This is a genomic window from Pseudomonas sp. LF020, from assembly GCF_053456425.1.
This window is the reverse complement of sequence record NZ_JBRFIX010000010.1, coordinates 48,675-61,309: the sequence shown is the minus strand read 5'-3', so window position 1 is coordinate 61,309 and position 12,635 is coordinate 48,675. Positions and strand designations below refer to the sequence as shown.

At 60.4% G+C, this 12,635-nt stretch carries 12 protein-coding genes; 7 read left to right on the top strand and 5 right to left on the bottom strand.

The annotated features are described in order from the left end of the window. The first annotated feature begins 70 nt into the window (after positions 1-70). The gene (gene radC / locus ACU680_RS22295; RefSeq protein WP_367082053.1) at positions 71-745 is read left to right on the top strand and encodes a RadC family protein; all 675 of its coding nucleotides are present in this window, start codon (positions 71-73) and stop codon (positions 743-745) included. A gap of 138 nt (positions 746-883) precedes the next feature. On the opposite strand, the gene ACU680_RS22290 is transcribed toward radC, so the two are convergent. Next, positions 884-2,470, bottom strand: a complete 1,587-nt coding sequence (locus ACU680_RS22290) for an ABC transporter substrate-binding protein (protein ID WP_448180538.1) — start codon at positions 2,468-2,470, stop codon at positions 884-886. Between the two features lie 445 nt (positions 2,471-2,915). On the opposite strand from ACU680_RS22290, the gene rpmB reads away from it, so the two are divergent. Both rpmB and rpmG read left to right on the top strand, forming a co-directional pair. Then, complete coding sequence (gene rpmB / locus ACU680_RS22285; protein WP_003229474.1) at positions 2,916-3,149, top strand: 50S ribosomal protein L28; 234 nt, start codon at positions 2,916-2,918, stop codon at positions 3,147-3,149. Positions 3,150-3,160: 11 nt separating this feature from the next. After that, positions 3,161-3,316 carry a 50S ribosomal protein L33 gene (gene rpmG, locus ACU680_RS22280; protein WP_003177274.1) on the top strand — a complete coding sequence of 52 codons (156 nt, stop codon included), beginning with the start codon at positions 3,161-3,163 and terminating at the stop codon, positions 3,314-3,316. Positions 3,317-3,522: 206 nt separating this feature from the next. On the opposite strand, the gene ACU680_RS22275 is transcribed toward rpmG, so the two are convergent. Continuing rightward, positions 3,523-3,885: a cupin domain-containing protein gene (locus ACU680_RS22275; protein ID WP_097089496.1), complete on the bottom strand. Its 363-nt coding sequence runs from the start codon at positions 3,883-3,885 to the stop codon at positions 3,523-3,525. A 234-nt stretch (positions 3,886-4,119) separates the two neighbouring features. On the opposite strand from ACU680_RS22275, the gene ACU680_RS22270 reads away from it, so the two are divergent. After that, a complete protein-coding gene (locus tag ACU680_RS22270; RefSeq protein ID WP_448180537.1) occupies positions 4,120-5,613 on the top strand; it encodes an aldehyde dehydrogenase in 1,494 nt (497 codons plus the stop codon). Between the two features lie 243 nt (positions 5,614-5,856). Then, positions 5,857-6,999, top strand: a complete 1,143-nt coding sequence (locus ACU680_RS22265; protein WP_448180536.1) for an MFS transporter — start codon at positions 5,857-5,859, stop codon at positions 6,997-6,999. Between the two features lie 87 nt (positions 7,000-7,086). Here ACU680_RS22265 and ACU680_RS22260 read toward each other — a convergent pair whose 3' ends face one another. Continuing rightward, on the bottom strand, positions 7,087-8,655 hold the full coding sequence (locus tag ACU680_RS22260; RefSeq protein WP_367082047.1) for a phospholipase D family protein: 1,569 nt from the start codon (positions 8,653-8,655) through the stop codon (positions 7,087-7,089). Positions 8,656-8,715: 60 nt separating this feature from the next. Next, positions 8,716-10,137, bottom strand: coding sequence for an aminotransferase-like domain-containing protein (locus ACU680_RS22255; protein WP_448180535.1), 1,422 nt, complete (start codon positions 10,135-10,137; stop codon positions 8,716-8,718). Positions 10,138-10,316: 179 nt separating this feature from the next. Here ACU680_RS22255 and ACU680_RS22250 point away from each other — a divergent pair, with 179 nt between their 5' ends. After that, positions 10,317-10,562 (top strand): DUF1127 domain-containing protein, encoded by a 246-nt coding sequence (locus tag ACU680_RS22250; RefSeq protein ID WP_448180534.1) that lies wholly within the window; start codon positions 10,317-10,319, stop codon positions 10,560-10,562. A gap of 142 nt (positions 10,563-10,704) precedes the next feature. On the opposite strand, the gene ACU680_RS22245 is transcribed toward ACU680_RS22250, so the two are convergent. Next, positions 10,705-12,015 carry an NAD(P)/FAD-dependent oxidoreductase gene (locus ACU680_RS22245; protein WP_448180533.1) on the bottom strand — a complete coding sequence of 437 codons (1,311 nt, stop codon included), beginning with the start codon at positions 12,013-12,015 and terminating at the stop codon, positions 10,705-10,707. A gap of 147 nt (positions 12,016-12,162) precedes the next feature. On the opposite strand from ACU680_RS22245, the gene ACU680_RS22240 reads away from it, so the two are divergent. Next, the gene (locus tag ACU680_RS22240) at positions 12,163-12,516 is read left to right on the top strand and encodes a YkgJ family cysteine cluster protein (RefSeq protein WP_367082042.1); all 354 of its coding nucleotides are present in this window, start codon (positions 12,163-12,165) and stop codon (positions 12,514-12,516) included. The last annotated feature ends 119 nt before the right edge of the window (positions 12,517-12,635 follow it).

Here is a 12,635-nt window from a genome sequence, read left to right as displayed (position 1 = left end):
GCAAAAAAGATGGGCTACGATATCACAGCGACCGCTACGGAACAGCGGCGCCCACAGACAAGGAATGTGTATGAGTATTCGCGATTGGCCTGCGGCGGAACGGCCGCGGGAACGGTTATTGGAACAAGGTTCGGCGAGTCTTTCGGACGCCGAGTTGCTGGCCATATTTTTGCGCACTGGAGTGGCGGGAAAAAGCGCAGTAGATCTGGCGCGACATCTGTTGAATCAGTTTGGCAGTCTGCGTTTGCTGCTTGAGGCCGATCTGGAAGCATTCAGCAGAGAGTTGGGCCTGGGGCCTGCAAAATTTGCCCAATTGCAGGCCGCTCAGGAAATGAACAGGCGGCACCTGGCCGAGCGTTCACGCGAAAAAACGGCGCTGGAAAACCCGAAAGCCGTTCGCGATTACCTGAAATCCATGCTGCGCCACGAGCCACACGAGGTGTTTGGCTGCCTGTTTCTCGACTCCAAGCATCAAGTGCTGACGTTCGAGGCGCTGTTTCGCGGCTCGATCGACAACACCAGCGTACATCCTCGGGAAGTGGTGAAACGCGCATTGGCCAACAACGCGGCGGCGGTGATTCTCTGTCACAACCACCCGTCGGGGAACAGCGATCCGAGCCAGGCGGATCGACAGCTGACCAAGCGCTTGCAGAAAGCGCTGGACCTGATTGATGTGCGGGTGCTGGATCACTTCATCATCGGCGACGGTGAGCCGTTGTCGATGGCGGAGTGTGGCTGGATGTAAAACGCAGAAGTGCACTCTTGTGGCGAGGGAGCTTGCTCCCGCCGGGCTGCGCAGCGGCCCTGAAAAGCTTGTGAGCGCTGCGCACTCAAGCGGGAGCAAGCTCCCTCGCCACAGAGGTTTTTCCCACAGTAACGTGGGTTATTTCAGGTTGACCTTCGAGTAGTCCTGCCGCCCGAACGGGCTTACGGAATAACCCTGCACATCCTTGCGCGTCAGCGCATAGGCAGTCGGGTGTGCCAAGGGCAACCACAGCGCCTGCTGCTGAATCTGCGCCTGCGCCTGTTCGTACAGCTTGGTGCGCACGCCCTGTTCGCTGGTGGTCTTGCCGGCGCTGATCAGCTTGTCCAGATCGGCATTGCAGTAGCGGGCGAAGTTGGTGCCGGACTTGACCGCCGCGCAGGAAAACTGCGGCGTGAGGAAGTTGTCCGGGTCGCCGTTGTCGCCGGCCCAGCCCATGAACAGCAGGTCATGCTCGCCAGCCTTGGCGCGGCGAATCAGTTCGCCCCACTCGATCACGCGGATTTCCGCCTGAATGCCGATTTCCGCCAGATCCGATTGCAGCAATTGCGCGCCCAGACTCGGATTCGGGTTAAGCAGACTGCCGGACGGGCGGGTCCAGATGGTGGTCTGGAAGCCGTCCTTGAGTCCGGCCTTGGCCAGCAACGCCTTGGCTTTGGCCACGTCGTGCGGATAGCCCGGCAGGTTCTTCGCGTAGCTCCAGGTGTTCGGCGGGTAAGGGCCGTAGGCGGGTTCGGCGGTATCTTCGAACACGGCTTTGACGTAGTTGGCCTTGTCGAAAGCGAGGTTGATCGCCTGGCGGACTTCCGGTTTGTCCAACGGTGGGTGCTGGCTGTTGATGCCGACGAAAGCGGTCATGAACGCGTCAGTCTTTTCTACTTTCAGCGTCGGCTCTTCCTGCGCAGCCTTCACGTCCAGCGGTTTTGGCGACAGGGCGATCTGGCATTCGTTGCGCCGCAACTTTTGCAGGCGAACGTTGGCGTCCGGGGTGATGGCGAAGATCAGCGGATCGACCGCCGGCTTGCCGCCAAAGTAGTCCGGGTTGGCCCGGTAGCGCACCGAAGCGTCTTTCTGGAAGCGCGTGAACACAAACGGACCGGTGCCGATCGGCTGGCTGTTGAGCTTGTCGGTCGCATCGGCCTTGAGCAGCTTGTCCGCATATTCGGCGGAATAGATGGAGGCGAAACCCATGCTCAGGGTCGCGAGGAACGTCGAATCCGGGTGGTCGAGGGTAAAGCGCACGGTCAGCGGGTCGAGCGCGTCGATCTTCTTGATCAGCGCCGGCAACTGCATGGATTGAGCGTGCGGGAAGCCGCTTTGCGCGACTTTGTGCCATGGGTTGGCCGGATCGAGCATGCGGTCGAAGCTGAATTTGACGTCTTCAGCGGTCAGCGTACGGCTTGGTTTGAAATAGTCAGTGCTGTGAAACTTCACCTGCGGGTGCAGTTTGAACACGTAACTGAGACCGTCGGGGCTGACTTCCCAGCTATCGGCCAGGCTCGGCACGACTTTGCCGCTGGCGGTGTCGAAGTCCACCAGGCGGTTCATCAGCACGTCGGCCGAAGCGTTGGTGGTGGTCAGCGAGTTGTATTGCACCACGTCGAACCCTTCGGGGCTGGCCTCGGTGCAGACGCTCAGGGCGGCGGCCTGGGCCAGGGGGCTCAGCAGAAGCGGGGCGAGCAACAGGGGTAGGGCAGCGAGGCGCATGGTCGGCTTCCTTTACAGATCGAAGGCCATCTGCAGGTGCAGTCTGGAAAAGGGTTACCCTAGAGGGCTGGATTGCAAATGACTATCCCCTTTTTGTATTTTTGGGGCAGGTCAGTGGCGTTTTTCTGACCGCGACGCGCTGCGAAAAGTCAGAAACGTCGGTAAGGGCGGTTTTCTGCGACGAGTGGTCAAAACTCGCCTCAGCCTTTATCCAAAGCGTCCGCAGGTGGAAAATGCGCCTTTTTGCCGGTTGATTGCACATCCATTGTTGTTGCACCCCGGTCTTTCTGGTATAAAGCAGCGCTCTTTTCTAGGGGCCCGGTTCCTTCACTGTAGGTGTAGCCGGTAAGACCTCTAAAGAAACGCGGCGCCTGGCGCCAAATGACTGAGAGATTAAGCGGCCAACCCATGCCGGGTTGGGCATGTGGTTTTAGAGGGCTGAGGCATGTCGAGAGTATGTCAAGTTACCGGTAAGGGTCCGGTAACCGGGAATAACATTTCCCACGCAAACAACAAAACCCGTCGTCGTTTCCTGCCGAACCTGCAGCATCACCGCTTCTGGGTTGAAGAAGAGAAACGTTTTGTGCGTCTGCGCGTATCTGCCAAAGGCATGCGCATCATCGACAAGCGTGGCATCAGTGTCGTGCTCGCCGAACTTCGCCGCGATGGCAAGATTTAAGGGAGCTAATCATGCGTGAATTGATTCGTTTGATCTCGAGCGCCGGTACTGGTCACTTCTACACTACCGACAAGAACAAGCGTACTACTCCGGACAAAATCGAGATCAAGAAATATGATCCGGTTGTTCGCAAGCACGTGATCTACAAGGAAGGCAAAATCAAGTAATTGATTTTTCCCGACTTACGAAAAAGGCCCGTATCTCACGATACGGGCCTTTTTTGTTGCCTCGGATTTCTGCGGTGTCTCGTCGGGCCTCATCGCTGGCAAGCCAGCTCCCACAATGATCGCCGGTATGCACAAAATTTGTGTTCACCACAAAACCTGTGGGAGCTGGCTTGCCAGCGATAGGGCCAGATCAGCCAGCGGAAGACTCAGGCCTTCTGTTCAAAGATCACATAGATCTTGCGGCAAGCCTCCAGCACTTCCCAGGTGCCGCGAAAGCCGGCCGGAATCACAAAGCGATCGCCAACACGCAAGGTCTTGGCATTGCCATCGCTGTCACGCAACACCGAGACCCCCTGCAGGATTTCGCAGTATTCATGCTCGGTGTAGTTCACCGTCCACTGCCCGACCGCGCCTTCCCACACGCCAACACCCATTTGCCCACAAGGGCTGTCGTACTGATTGAACACCGCTTGCTCTGGGTCGCCCTTGAGCACTTTGGCCGGGTCCGGGCGATAGCGTTCGGCTTCGCTGCTGGTCAGGCTGATGTCGACGACGTTCTGGATGTTCATTGTTGTTTTCTCCCGTGATGACGGCGCGGTGGCTTGAAAGGGCCAAAGTCTATGTTTATTAAAATGAACACCGCAAGGGCGTATGGCGCGCTTATGTCAAATATATTGAAACAACCCCGGCCGCTGGTTTAGGGTGGCGGGTGCCTTGGGCCGAAAAGCAGGCTGGCCGGGCAGCATTCCTGAAGACGACCGCGAAGAACGCGGCGCTCTATTCAACAAGAGGAGGACACTCGAATGACCACCCTGACTCGTGCCGATTGGGAACAACGTGCTCGCGACCTGAAGATCGAAGGCCGCGCCTACCTCAACGGTGAATACACCGACGCCGTCTCCGGCCAAACCTTCGAGTGCATCAGCCCGGTCGATGGCCGTCTGCTGGGCAAGATCGCCAGCTGTGACGCCGCCGACGCCCAGCGCGCCGTGGAAAACGCCCGCGCCACCTTCAATTCCGGCGTGTGGTCGCGCCTGGCGCCGACCAAACGCAAAGCCACCATGATTCGTTTCGCCAGCCTGCTCAAGCAGCACGCTGAAGAACTGGCGCTGCTCGAAACCCTCGACATGGGCAAGCCGATCAGCGACTCGCTGTATATCGACGTCCCGGGCGCGGCGCAAGCGCTGAGCTGGAGCGGTGAAGCAATCGACAAGATTTACGACGAAGTCGCCGCCACGCCGCACGATCAACTGGGTCTGGTGACCCGCGAGCCGGTGGGCGTGGTCGGTGCCATCGTGCCGTGGAACTTCCCGTTGATGATGGCCTGCTGGAAACTCGGCCCGGCGCTGTCGACCGGTAACTCGGTGATCCTCAAACCGTCGGAAAAGTCCCCGCTGACCGCCATCCGCATCGCTGCGCTGGCCGTTGAGGCCGGCATTCCAAAAGGCGTGCTCAACGTGCTGCCGGGTTACGGCCACACCGTTGGCAAGGCGCTGGCCCTGCACAATGACGTCGACACGCTGGTGTTTACCGGTTCGACCAAGATCGCCAAGCAGTTGATGATCTACTCCGGCGAATCGAACATGAAGCGCGTGTGGCTGGAAGCCGGCGGCAAGAGCCCGAACATCGTCTTCGCCGATGCGCCGGACCTGCAAGCCGCTGCCGAATCCGCCGCCAGCGCCATTGCCTTCAACCAGGGCGAAGTCTGCACCGCCGGTTCGCGTCTGCTGGTCGAGCGTTCGATCAAGGACAAATTCCTGCCGATGGTGATCGAGGCGCTGAAAACCTGGAAGCCGGGCAATCCGCTGGATCCGGCAACCAACGTCGGCGCGCTGGTCGATACCCAGCAGATGAACACCGTGCTGTCGTACATCGAATCCGGTCACAGCGATGGCGCCAAACTGGTGGCGGGCGGCAAGCGCATCCTCCAGGAAACCGGCGGTACTTACGTCGAGCCGACGATTTTCGACGGTGTGAGCAACGCGATGAAGATCGCTCAGGAAGAGATCTTCGGCCCGGTGCTGTCGGTCATCGCCTTCGATACCGCCGAAGAAGCGATCCAGATCGCCAACGACACGCCGTATGGCCTGGCCGCTGCGGTCTGGACTCAGGACATTTCCAAAGCACACCTGACGGCCAAGGCACTGCGCGCCGGCAGCGTGTGGGTCAACCAGTACGACGGCGGCGACATGACTGCACCGTTCGGCGGCTTCAAGCAGTCGGGCAACGGTCGCGACAAGTCGCTGCACGCGTTCGACAAGTACACCGAGCTGAAAGCGACGTGGATCAAGCTGTAAGCCATTGAAAGGAGCCTGACTCGGTCAGGCTCCCGGACATACAGAGATCCCCTGTGGGAGCAAGTCTCTGTGGTGAGGGGATTTATCCCCGATCGGCTGCGAAGCAGTCGCAAAACCATTGCATCTGATGGTGCAGGTTTTGAGGTCGCTGCGCGACCTGTCGGGATGAATCCCCTCACTACAGGGTTTGCTCCCACATTTGGTTTTGTGGCGCACATAAAAATATCCACAGGAGCGTGGACCATGCGTTGGGCGACGTATTTCGCCGTGTTGGCGTCTGTCTTGAGTGTCGGTCTGGCCCTGGGGGTCAGCATGCCGCTGGTGTCGTTGCGCCTGGAGGGCTGGGGTTACGGTTCTTTTGCCATCGGTGTGATGGCGGCGATGCCGGCCATTGGCGTGTTGCTGGGGGCGAAGATTTCCAGTCATCTGGCGGCACGTTTCGGCACCGCCAACCTCATGCGCCTGTGCCTGTGGGCCGGGGCGTTGTCGATCGGCTTGCTGGCGCTGTTGCCGAGTTATCCGGTATGGCTGGTGCTGCGCCTGATGATCGGGGTGATTCTGACCATCGTATTCATCCTCGGCGAGAGCTGGATCAACCAGTTGGTAGTGGAGAACTGGCGCGGGCGCCTGGTCGCTCTGTATGGCAGCAGTTATGCATTGAGCCAACTGTCTGGTCCGCTGCTGCTGGGCGCGCTGGGCACTGAACATGATTACGGGTTCTGGGTCGGTGTCGGGCTGCTGACAGTTTCGCCTTTTCTGCTGATGGGCCGCAGCGGTGCGCCGAGCAGTGAGGCCAGCAGCGTGACGTTCAGCGATCTGTGGGGTTTTGCCCGCGAGCTGCCGGCGATTGCCTGGGCGGTGTCACTGTTCGCCGCGTTCGAGGCGATGATCCTCACGTTGTTGCCGGTGTATTGCCTGCGGCAGGGCTTCACCGCCGAGATTGCGTTGGCGATGGTCAGCACCGTGGTGGTCGGTGACGCGCTGCTGCAGCTGCCGATTGGCGCGTTGGCGGATTATCTGTCGCGACGCACGTTGTTCGCCGGTTGCGCGGTGATACTGATGCTGTCGAGCCTGGCGATTCCGCTGTTGATCGACACGCTGCTGATCTGGCCGTTGTGGGTGTTGTTCGGCGCCAGCGCGGGTGGCTTGTTCACTCTGTCGCTGATCCTGATCGGCGAGCGTTATCGCGACGATGCGCTGGTGCGGGCCAATGCGCACATTGCGCAGCTGTGGGGTGTGGGTTGTCTGATCGGGCCTTTGCTGGCGGGGGCGGGCAGTCAGTGGATCAGCGGGCATGCGTTGCCGTTGTTGATGGCGGCGGGGGCGTTTGGATTGGTGATTCTGCTGATGCGCCAAGGTGCATTCGGGGCGGCGCAAACGGCTTAAGGTCAAAAGATCGCAGCCTGCGGCAGCTCCTACACTGGAATGCGTTTTCCCTGTAGGAGCTGCCGCAGGCTGCGATCTTTTGCTTTTTCAAAGCATCCGCTCGAGGCCGACGCTGGTGCTGAACCAAGCATTGAAGCGCCGCCACCAGCTCCCCGGTTCCTTGGTCAGCGTGTGCATCTGGCCGTTGTCCTCGGTCACCCAGACAATCTTGCCATCCTGCAGTTTCGCCTGATAACTCAGGGCCGGCGCCATGCCTTGCAGCGCCAGTTCGCGCACATGTTCGGCCAGTTCCGGGCTGTCCACCAGGACTCCGACTTCGGTGTTCCACAACACCGAACGCGGGTCGAAATTGAACGAGCCGATGAACGCTTTCTGCCGGTCGAAAATCATCGCCTTGCTGTGCAGACTGGAATCCGAACCACGAAACGACTTGCTGTAGAACAGATGCGGGCCGCTGCCATAGTTATCCCCGGGCTGACGGCGCAGCTCATACAGTTTCACGCCGTGCTCCAGCAGCGCCTTGCGATACGGCGCATAACCGCCGTGTACCGCCGGCACATCGGTGGCTTCCAGTGAGTTGGTCAGCAGGCTTACCGAGACCCCGGCGTCGGCGCGCCCGGTCAGGTACACCAGCCCTGGCTGGCCGGGCACGAAGTACGCCGAAATCATGATCAGCTCTTTGCTGACGCCGCGCAGCTCCGGCGCCAGTTGCGTGGTCAGCAGCAGTTGCGGATCCGGCTCGTCCTTGGCCAGCACCTTGCTCGGCGCGTCCCACAGCGCCTGGTTCCAGGCCCAGATCAGCTCTTTGCGCCAGATATCCATGCGTGGCGCGGTCTTGAACGTCATCAACTGCTGATACAGCGCATGGTTCTGTTTGCGAGTTTCCTCCAGCGACTCTTCCAGGCGCGTGCGGGTGTTCTGCAGGTCCTTGGCGCTCGGCTGGCTGGAGAGGAATTCGTCGATCGGCTTGCTCAGCGCGCTGTTCCAGTACTGGTCGAAACTGTGCCCGAGCTGCTCGGCCACAGGTCCCACGCTGAGCATGTCGATGTCGGTGAAATTCAGGTTCGGTTCTGCATCGAAATATTCGTCGCCCAGATTGCGCCCGCCAACGATGGCCACGCTGTTGTCCGCCAGCCACAACTTGTTGTGCATGCGCCGGTGTTGCAGCGACAGGTTGAACAGGCGTCCGGCAGCGCGGGTCACCCCGGTGCTGCGGCCCAGGTGCAGCGGGTTGAACAGGCGAATCTGGATCTGTGGATGCGCCGCCAGCGTGGCGATGATCGTGTCCAGACCATCGCTGGTGGTGTCGTCGAGCAGGATGCGTACGCGCACGCCGCGGTCGGCCGCTTTGAGCAGTTCCTCTACAAGCATCCGCGTGCTGACGCCGTCATGGACGATGTAGTACTGCAAGTCGAGGCTGGTTTGTGCATTGCGGATCAGCTCGGCGCGAGCGGTGAACGCCTCGGTGCTGTTGGACAGCAAGCGGAAGCCGGAACGGCCCTGATAGGGCGCGGCCTGGGCCTGGATCGAGCGGCCGAAGCTGGACTTCGCCGCCGGCAAGGCCTGGCTCGGCTCACGGGGTACATCAAGGCTGGCGCAGCCGCTCAGGAGCGAGGCGAACATCAGCAAAGCGAGTAGGGGCTGTCTGAAGCTCACGTAGGAACGTTCCGGTCGGCTGCAAAGGTCGGCATATGGACGCTGATCACTGGAAAAAGGTCAGTCGGTTTCGGCCAGCAATCTGATTGCTGCTGCGCCGACCTTGCGCACCGCTTCTTCGATCTGCGGTGTCGGTTTGGCAGCGTAGTTCATTCGCAGGCAATTGCGGTACTTGCCCGAGGCGGAAAAGATGCTGCCCACGGCAATCTGTACGCCTTGGTCATGCAACGCACGATTGAGTTTCAGCGTATCGAAACCTTCCGGCAACTCGACCCAGAGCATGAAGCTGCCTTGCGGACGACTGGCGCGGGTGCCGGCCGGGAAGTAGCGGGTGACCCAGTCGATCATGACGTCGCGATTGCGCTGATATTGAGTGCGCATCCGCCGCAAGTGTGGTTCGAAGTAGCCACCCTTGAGAAATTCGGCAATGGCAATTTGTGGCTGTGGCGCGGTGGAGCCGGTGCTGATGTATTTCATGTGCAGCACCCGTTCCAGATACCGTCCCGGCGCGACCCAACCAATGCGCAGTCCTGGCGCCAGGGTTTTGGAAAACGAACTGCACAGCAATACGCGGCCGTCCTCGTCGAAGGATTTGATCGTGCGCGGACGTGGGTAGGTGTAGGCCAGTTCGCCATACACATCGTCTTCGATGATCGCCACGTCGTAGCGTTGCGCAAGGTTGAGCAGGGCGCGTTTGCGCGACTCCGGCATGATGTAGCCGAGCGGGTTGTTGCAGTTGGGCGTGATCTGGATGACCTTGATCGGCCACTGCTCCAGCGCCAGTTCCAGCGCTTCGAGGCTGATGCCGGTCAATGGATCGGTGGGGATTTCCAGGGCTTTCATGCCCAGCCCTTTGAGCGTCTGCATGGCGCCATGAAAGCTCGGCGAATCCACCGCGACGATGTCGCCCGGCTCGCAGATCGCGTGGATGCTGGTGGACAGCGCTTCATGACAACCGGTGGTGATCACCAGCTCGCTGGCGCTCAACTGGCAGCCGGAATCGAGCATCAGTCGGGCGATCTGTTCGCGCAGTTCGAGGGTGCCGTGGATGTTGTCGTAATACAGACCGGGCATGTCCTGGCGACGGCTGATCCGCGCCAGTCCGCGCAGCAGTGGTTTCATGGTGGGCGTTGTCACGTCGGGCATGCCGCGCCCCAGTTGCACCACGTCCTTGCGCGGCACCGCGCGAATCAGCTCCAGCACCTGATCCCACTGCGAAATCTCCACCGGCCGCTGCGCCGGACGCCCGACCGCAGGCAGCTCCGGCAGCTCGCGGCCCACCGGCACGAAATAGCCGGACTTGGGTTTCGGTGTCGCCAGACCACTGTCTTCAAGCATGCGATAAGCCTGCTGCACCGTGCTCAGGCTGACCCCGTGTTCTACGCTCAAGGCGCGCACCGACGGCAGGCGATCGCCAGGACGGTAGAAGCCTTGTTCGATGCGGGTGCCGAGCAGTTCGGCGAGATTCACATACAGGGTCATGGCACTGCCTCGATGCAGGTGATTCGTTAAACCAGTACAGATGCGGCAAAAATCGGTGATTCAGACGCAGAAACGGCAAATCTGTATGGAGTTAATACAGATGCTTTGAATCTGTAATGTTTTTGCCGTCCCGCGCATCATGGAATCTCTGGCTACCCAAGTAAACAGGAGCGACAAAAATGAACGGCTTGAGCGATGTGCGGCTGACGTTACACAGTCAGGAACTGGCGGCAGGGCAGGAGGACAGTGCATGGAATAGCGCCATGCGCAAGGCGCCGTCCGGCCTGAGTCGCTGGGGCCTGTTCTGGCATCGTCTGCACACGCGCAAGGCGCTGTTGAACCTGACGCCGGAGCAGCTCAAGGATATCGGGTTGACCCGGGAGCAGGCGCAGGAGGAGGGGTTGAAACCGTTCTGGCGGATCTGAGATCTGTATTGTTCTTGCGGGCCTCATCGCTGGCAAGCCAGCTCCCACAGTATTTTTGGTGTTCACAATATTTGTATTCGCCGCAAAAACCTGTGGGAGCTGGCTTGCCAGCGATGGCGGCTTCAAAGACGCAGCAAAAACCTCAGGCCAACTCTTTGAGCCGATGCCACAACATCCCCAACGCCAGCAGCGGCGAGCGCAGATGCTTGCCGCCGGGGAAGGTGATGTGCGGCACCTTGGCAAACAGATCGAACCCGCCGCTGTGTTGCCCGCTGATCGCCTCGGCCAGCAGTTTGCCCGCCAGGTGCGTGGCATTCACGCCGTGCCCGGAATAGGCCTGGGCGTAATACACGTTCGGCTGATCAGCGAGACGGCCAATCTGCGGCAGACGGTTGGCGCCGATGCCGATCATCCCGCCCCATTGATAGTCGATCTTCACGCCTGCCAGCTGCGGGAACACTTCGAGCATCTTCGGCTGCATGTAGGCGCCGATGTCTTTCGGATCGCGCCCCGAGTAATGACACGCGCCGCCGAACAGCAGACGTCGATCGGCCGAGAGCCGGTAGTAATCCAGCGCCACGCGCTGGTCGCAGACTGCCATGTTTTGCGGCAGCAGGCTGTGCGCCAGTTCTGCGGAAAGCGGTTCGGTCGCGATGATGTAACTGCCGGCGGGCAGTACTTTGCCGCTCAGTTGCGGGTTGAGACCGTTGAGATAAGCGTTGCAGCCCAGCACCAGGGTTTTCGCCCGCACTGAACCTTGAGCAGTGTGTACGCGAATCTCGGGGCCGTAGTCGATGCGGGTGACGGCCGACTGTTCAAACAGTTTGACGCCCATTTGTTGCGCAGCGGCGGCTTCGCCCAGCGCCAGATTCAGCGGATGCAAATGCCCGGAACCCATGTCGATCAAGCCGCCGACATAACGCTTGGAGCCGACCACGGTGTGCATCTCGTTGGCCTGGAGCAGACGGGTTTCGTAGCGATAGCCAAGACTGCGCAGCTCTTCGGCGTCTTCGGCAAAGCCTTCGAGATCGGCAGGCTTGTTGGCGAGATCGCAGTAGCCCCAAGTCAGATCGCACTGGATCTGGAAACGCTCGACGCGCCGGCGGACGATTTCCACCGCTTCCAGGCCCATCAGTTTCATCTGGCGCACGCCGTCGGCACCGATAATGTTGGCGAACTGATCGAGGCCGTGACCGACCCCGCGAATCAACTGTCCGCCGTTACGGCCGCTGGCGCCCCAGCCGATGCGGTGCGCTTCCAGCAATACCACGCTGAGGCCGCGTTCAGCCAGTTCCAGCGCGGTGTTCAACCCCGAGAAGCCACCGCCGACCACGCACACGTCGGCAATCACTTCGCCTTGCAGCACCGGATGGTCAGGCTGTGGCAGGCTGCTGGCGGCATAGTAAGAGGCAACGTGGGGTTGGCTCGCGAAGGTTCGGGCGCGGGCATTCATGGGCATCGTCCAACGGCTGAGTGTCGAGAAAATTTGACGGAGCATAAGCCGCACGCCCGAAGACGGGCAACACTGGTCGGCCATTGCTGTCTGGATCACGGCGTTTGCGGCACAATTGCCGCCTATTTCACGTCGGTCACCGTTTCAATGAGTTGCAACCGCCAGACAATCCGCGCCCTGCGTCAGCAGATCCCCTCATTCGAGTGCGTGCCCGGCTGCCATGACTGCTGTGGACCGGTGACCACTTCGCCGGAAGAAATGGCCCGCCTGCCGCGCAAGACCCGCGCCGAGCAGGATGCTGCGATGGATGAGCTGAACTGTGTGCACCTGGGGCCGAATGGCTGCACGGTGTATGGCGAGCGGCCGTTGATTTGCCGCCTGTTCGGTACCACCAAAACCCTGCCGTGCCCGAACGGGCGAGGGCCGGTGGAGCTGATTCATCCGCGGGTGGAAAAGCAGATATTCGAGTACATGGCTTCGAATCGGCAGGTGCTGGTTTAACGCAATTGCGGTGAACCGAGTCGACCCAATCGCTGGCAAGCCAGCTCCCACAGTGATCGTTGTCGCTCACAGAATATGTGCTAACCACTGAACCTGTGGGAGCTGGCTTGCCAGCGATG

Excerpts from the sequence above, each read along its gene's own strand:
- radC (WP_367082053.1), top strand. The coding sequence starts at position 71 with ATGAGTATTCGCGATTGGCCTGCGGCGGAACGGCCGCGGGAACGGTTA.
- ACU680_RS22290 (WP_448180538.1), bottom strand. The coding sequence starts at position 2,470 with ATGCGCCTCGCTGCCCTACCCCTGTTGCTCGCCCCGCTTCTGCTGAGC.
- rpmB (WP_003229474.1), top strand. The coding sequence starts at position 2,916 with ATGTCGAGAGTATGTCAAGTTACCGGTAAGGGTCCGGTAACCGGGAAT.
- rpmG (WP_003177274.1), top strand. The coding sequence starts at position 3,161 with ATGCGTGAATTGATTCGTTTGATCTCGAGCGCCGGTACTGGTCACTTC.
- ACU680_RS22275 (WP_097089496.1), bottom strand. The coding sequence starts at position 3,885 with ATGAACATCCAGAACGTCGTCGACATCAGCCTGACCAGCAGCGAAGCC.
- ACU680_RS22270 (WP_448180537.1), top strand. The coding sequence starts at position 4,120 with ATGACCACCCTGACTCGTGCCGATTGGGAACAACGTGCTCGCGACCTG.
- ACU680_RS22265 (WP_448180536.1), top strand. The coding sequence starts at position 5,857 with ATGCGTTGGGCGACGTATTTCGCCGTGTTGGCGTCTGTCTTGAGTGTC.
- ACU680_RS22255 (WP_448180535.1), bottom strand. The coding sequence starts at position 10,137 with ATGACCCTGTATGTGAATCTCGCCGAACTGCTCGGCACCCGCATCGAA.
- ACU680_RS22250 (WP_448180534.1), top strand. The coding sequence starts at position 10,317 with ATGAACGGCTTGAGCGATGTGCGGCTGACGTTACACAGTCAGGAACTG.
- ACU680_RS22245 (WP_448180533.1), bottom strand. The coding sequence starts at position 12,015 with ATGAATGCCCGCGCCCGAACCTTCGCGAGCCAACCCCACGTTGCCTCT.
- ACU680_RS22240 (WP_367082042.1), top strand. The coding sequence starts at position 12,163 with ATGAGTTGCAACCGCCAGACAATCCGCGCCCTGCGTCAGCAGATCCCC.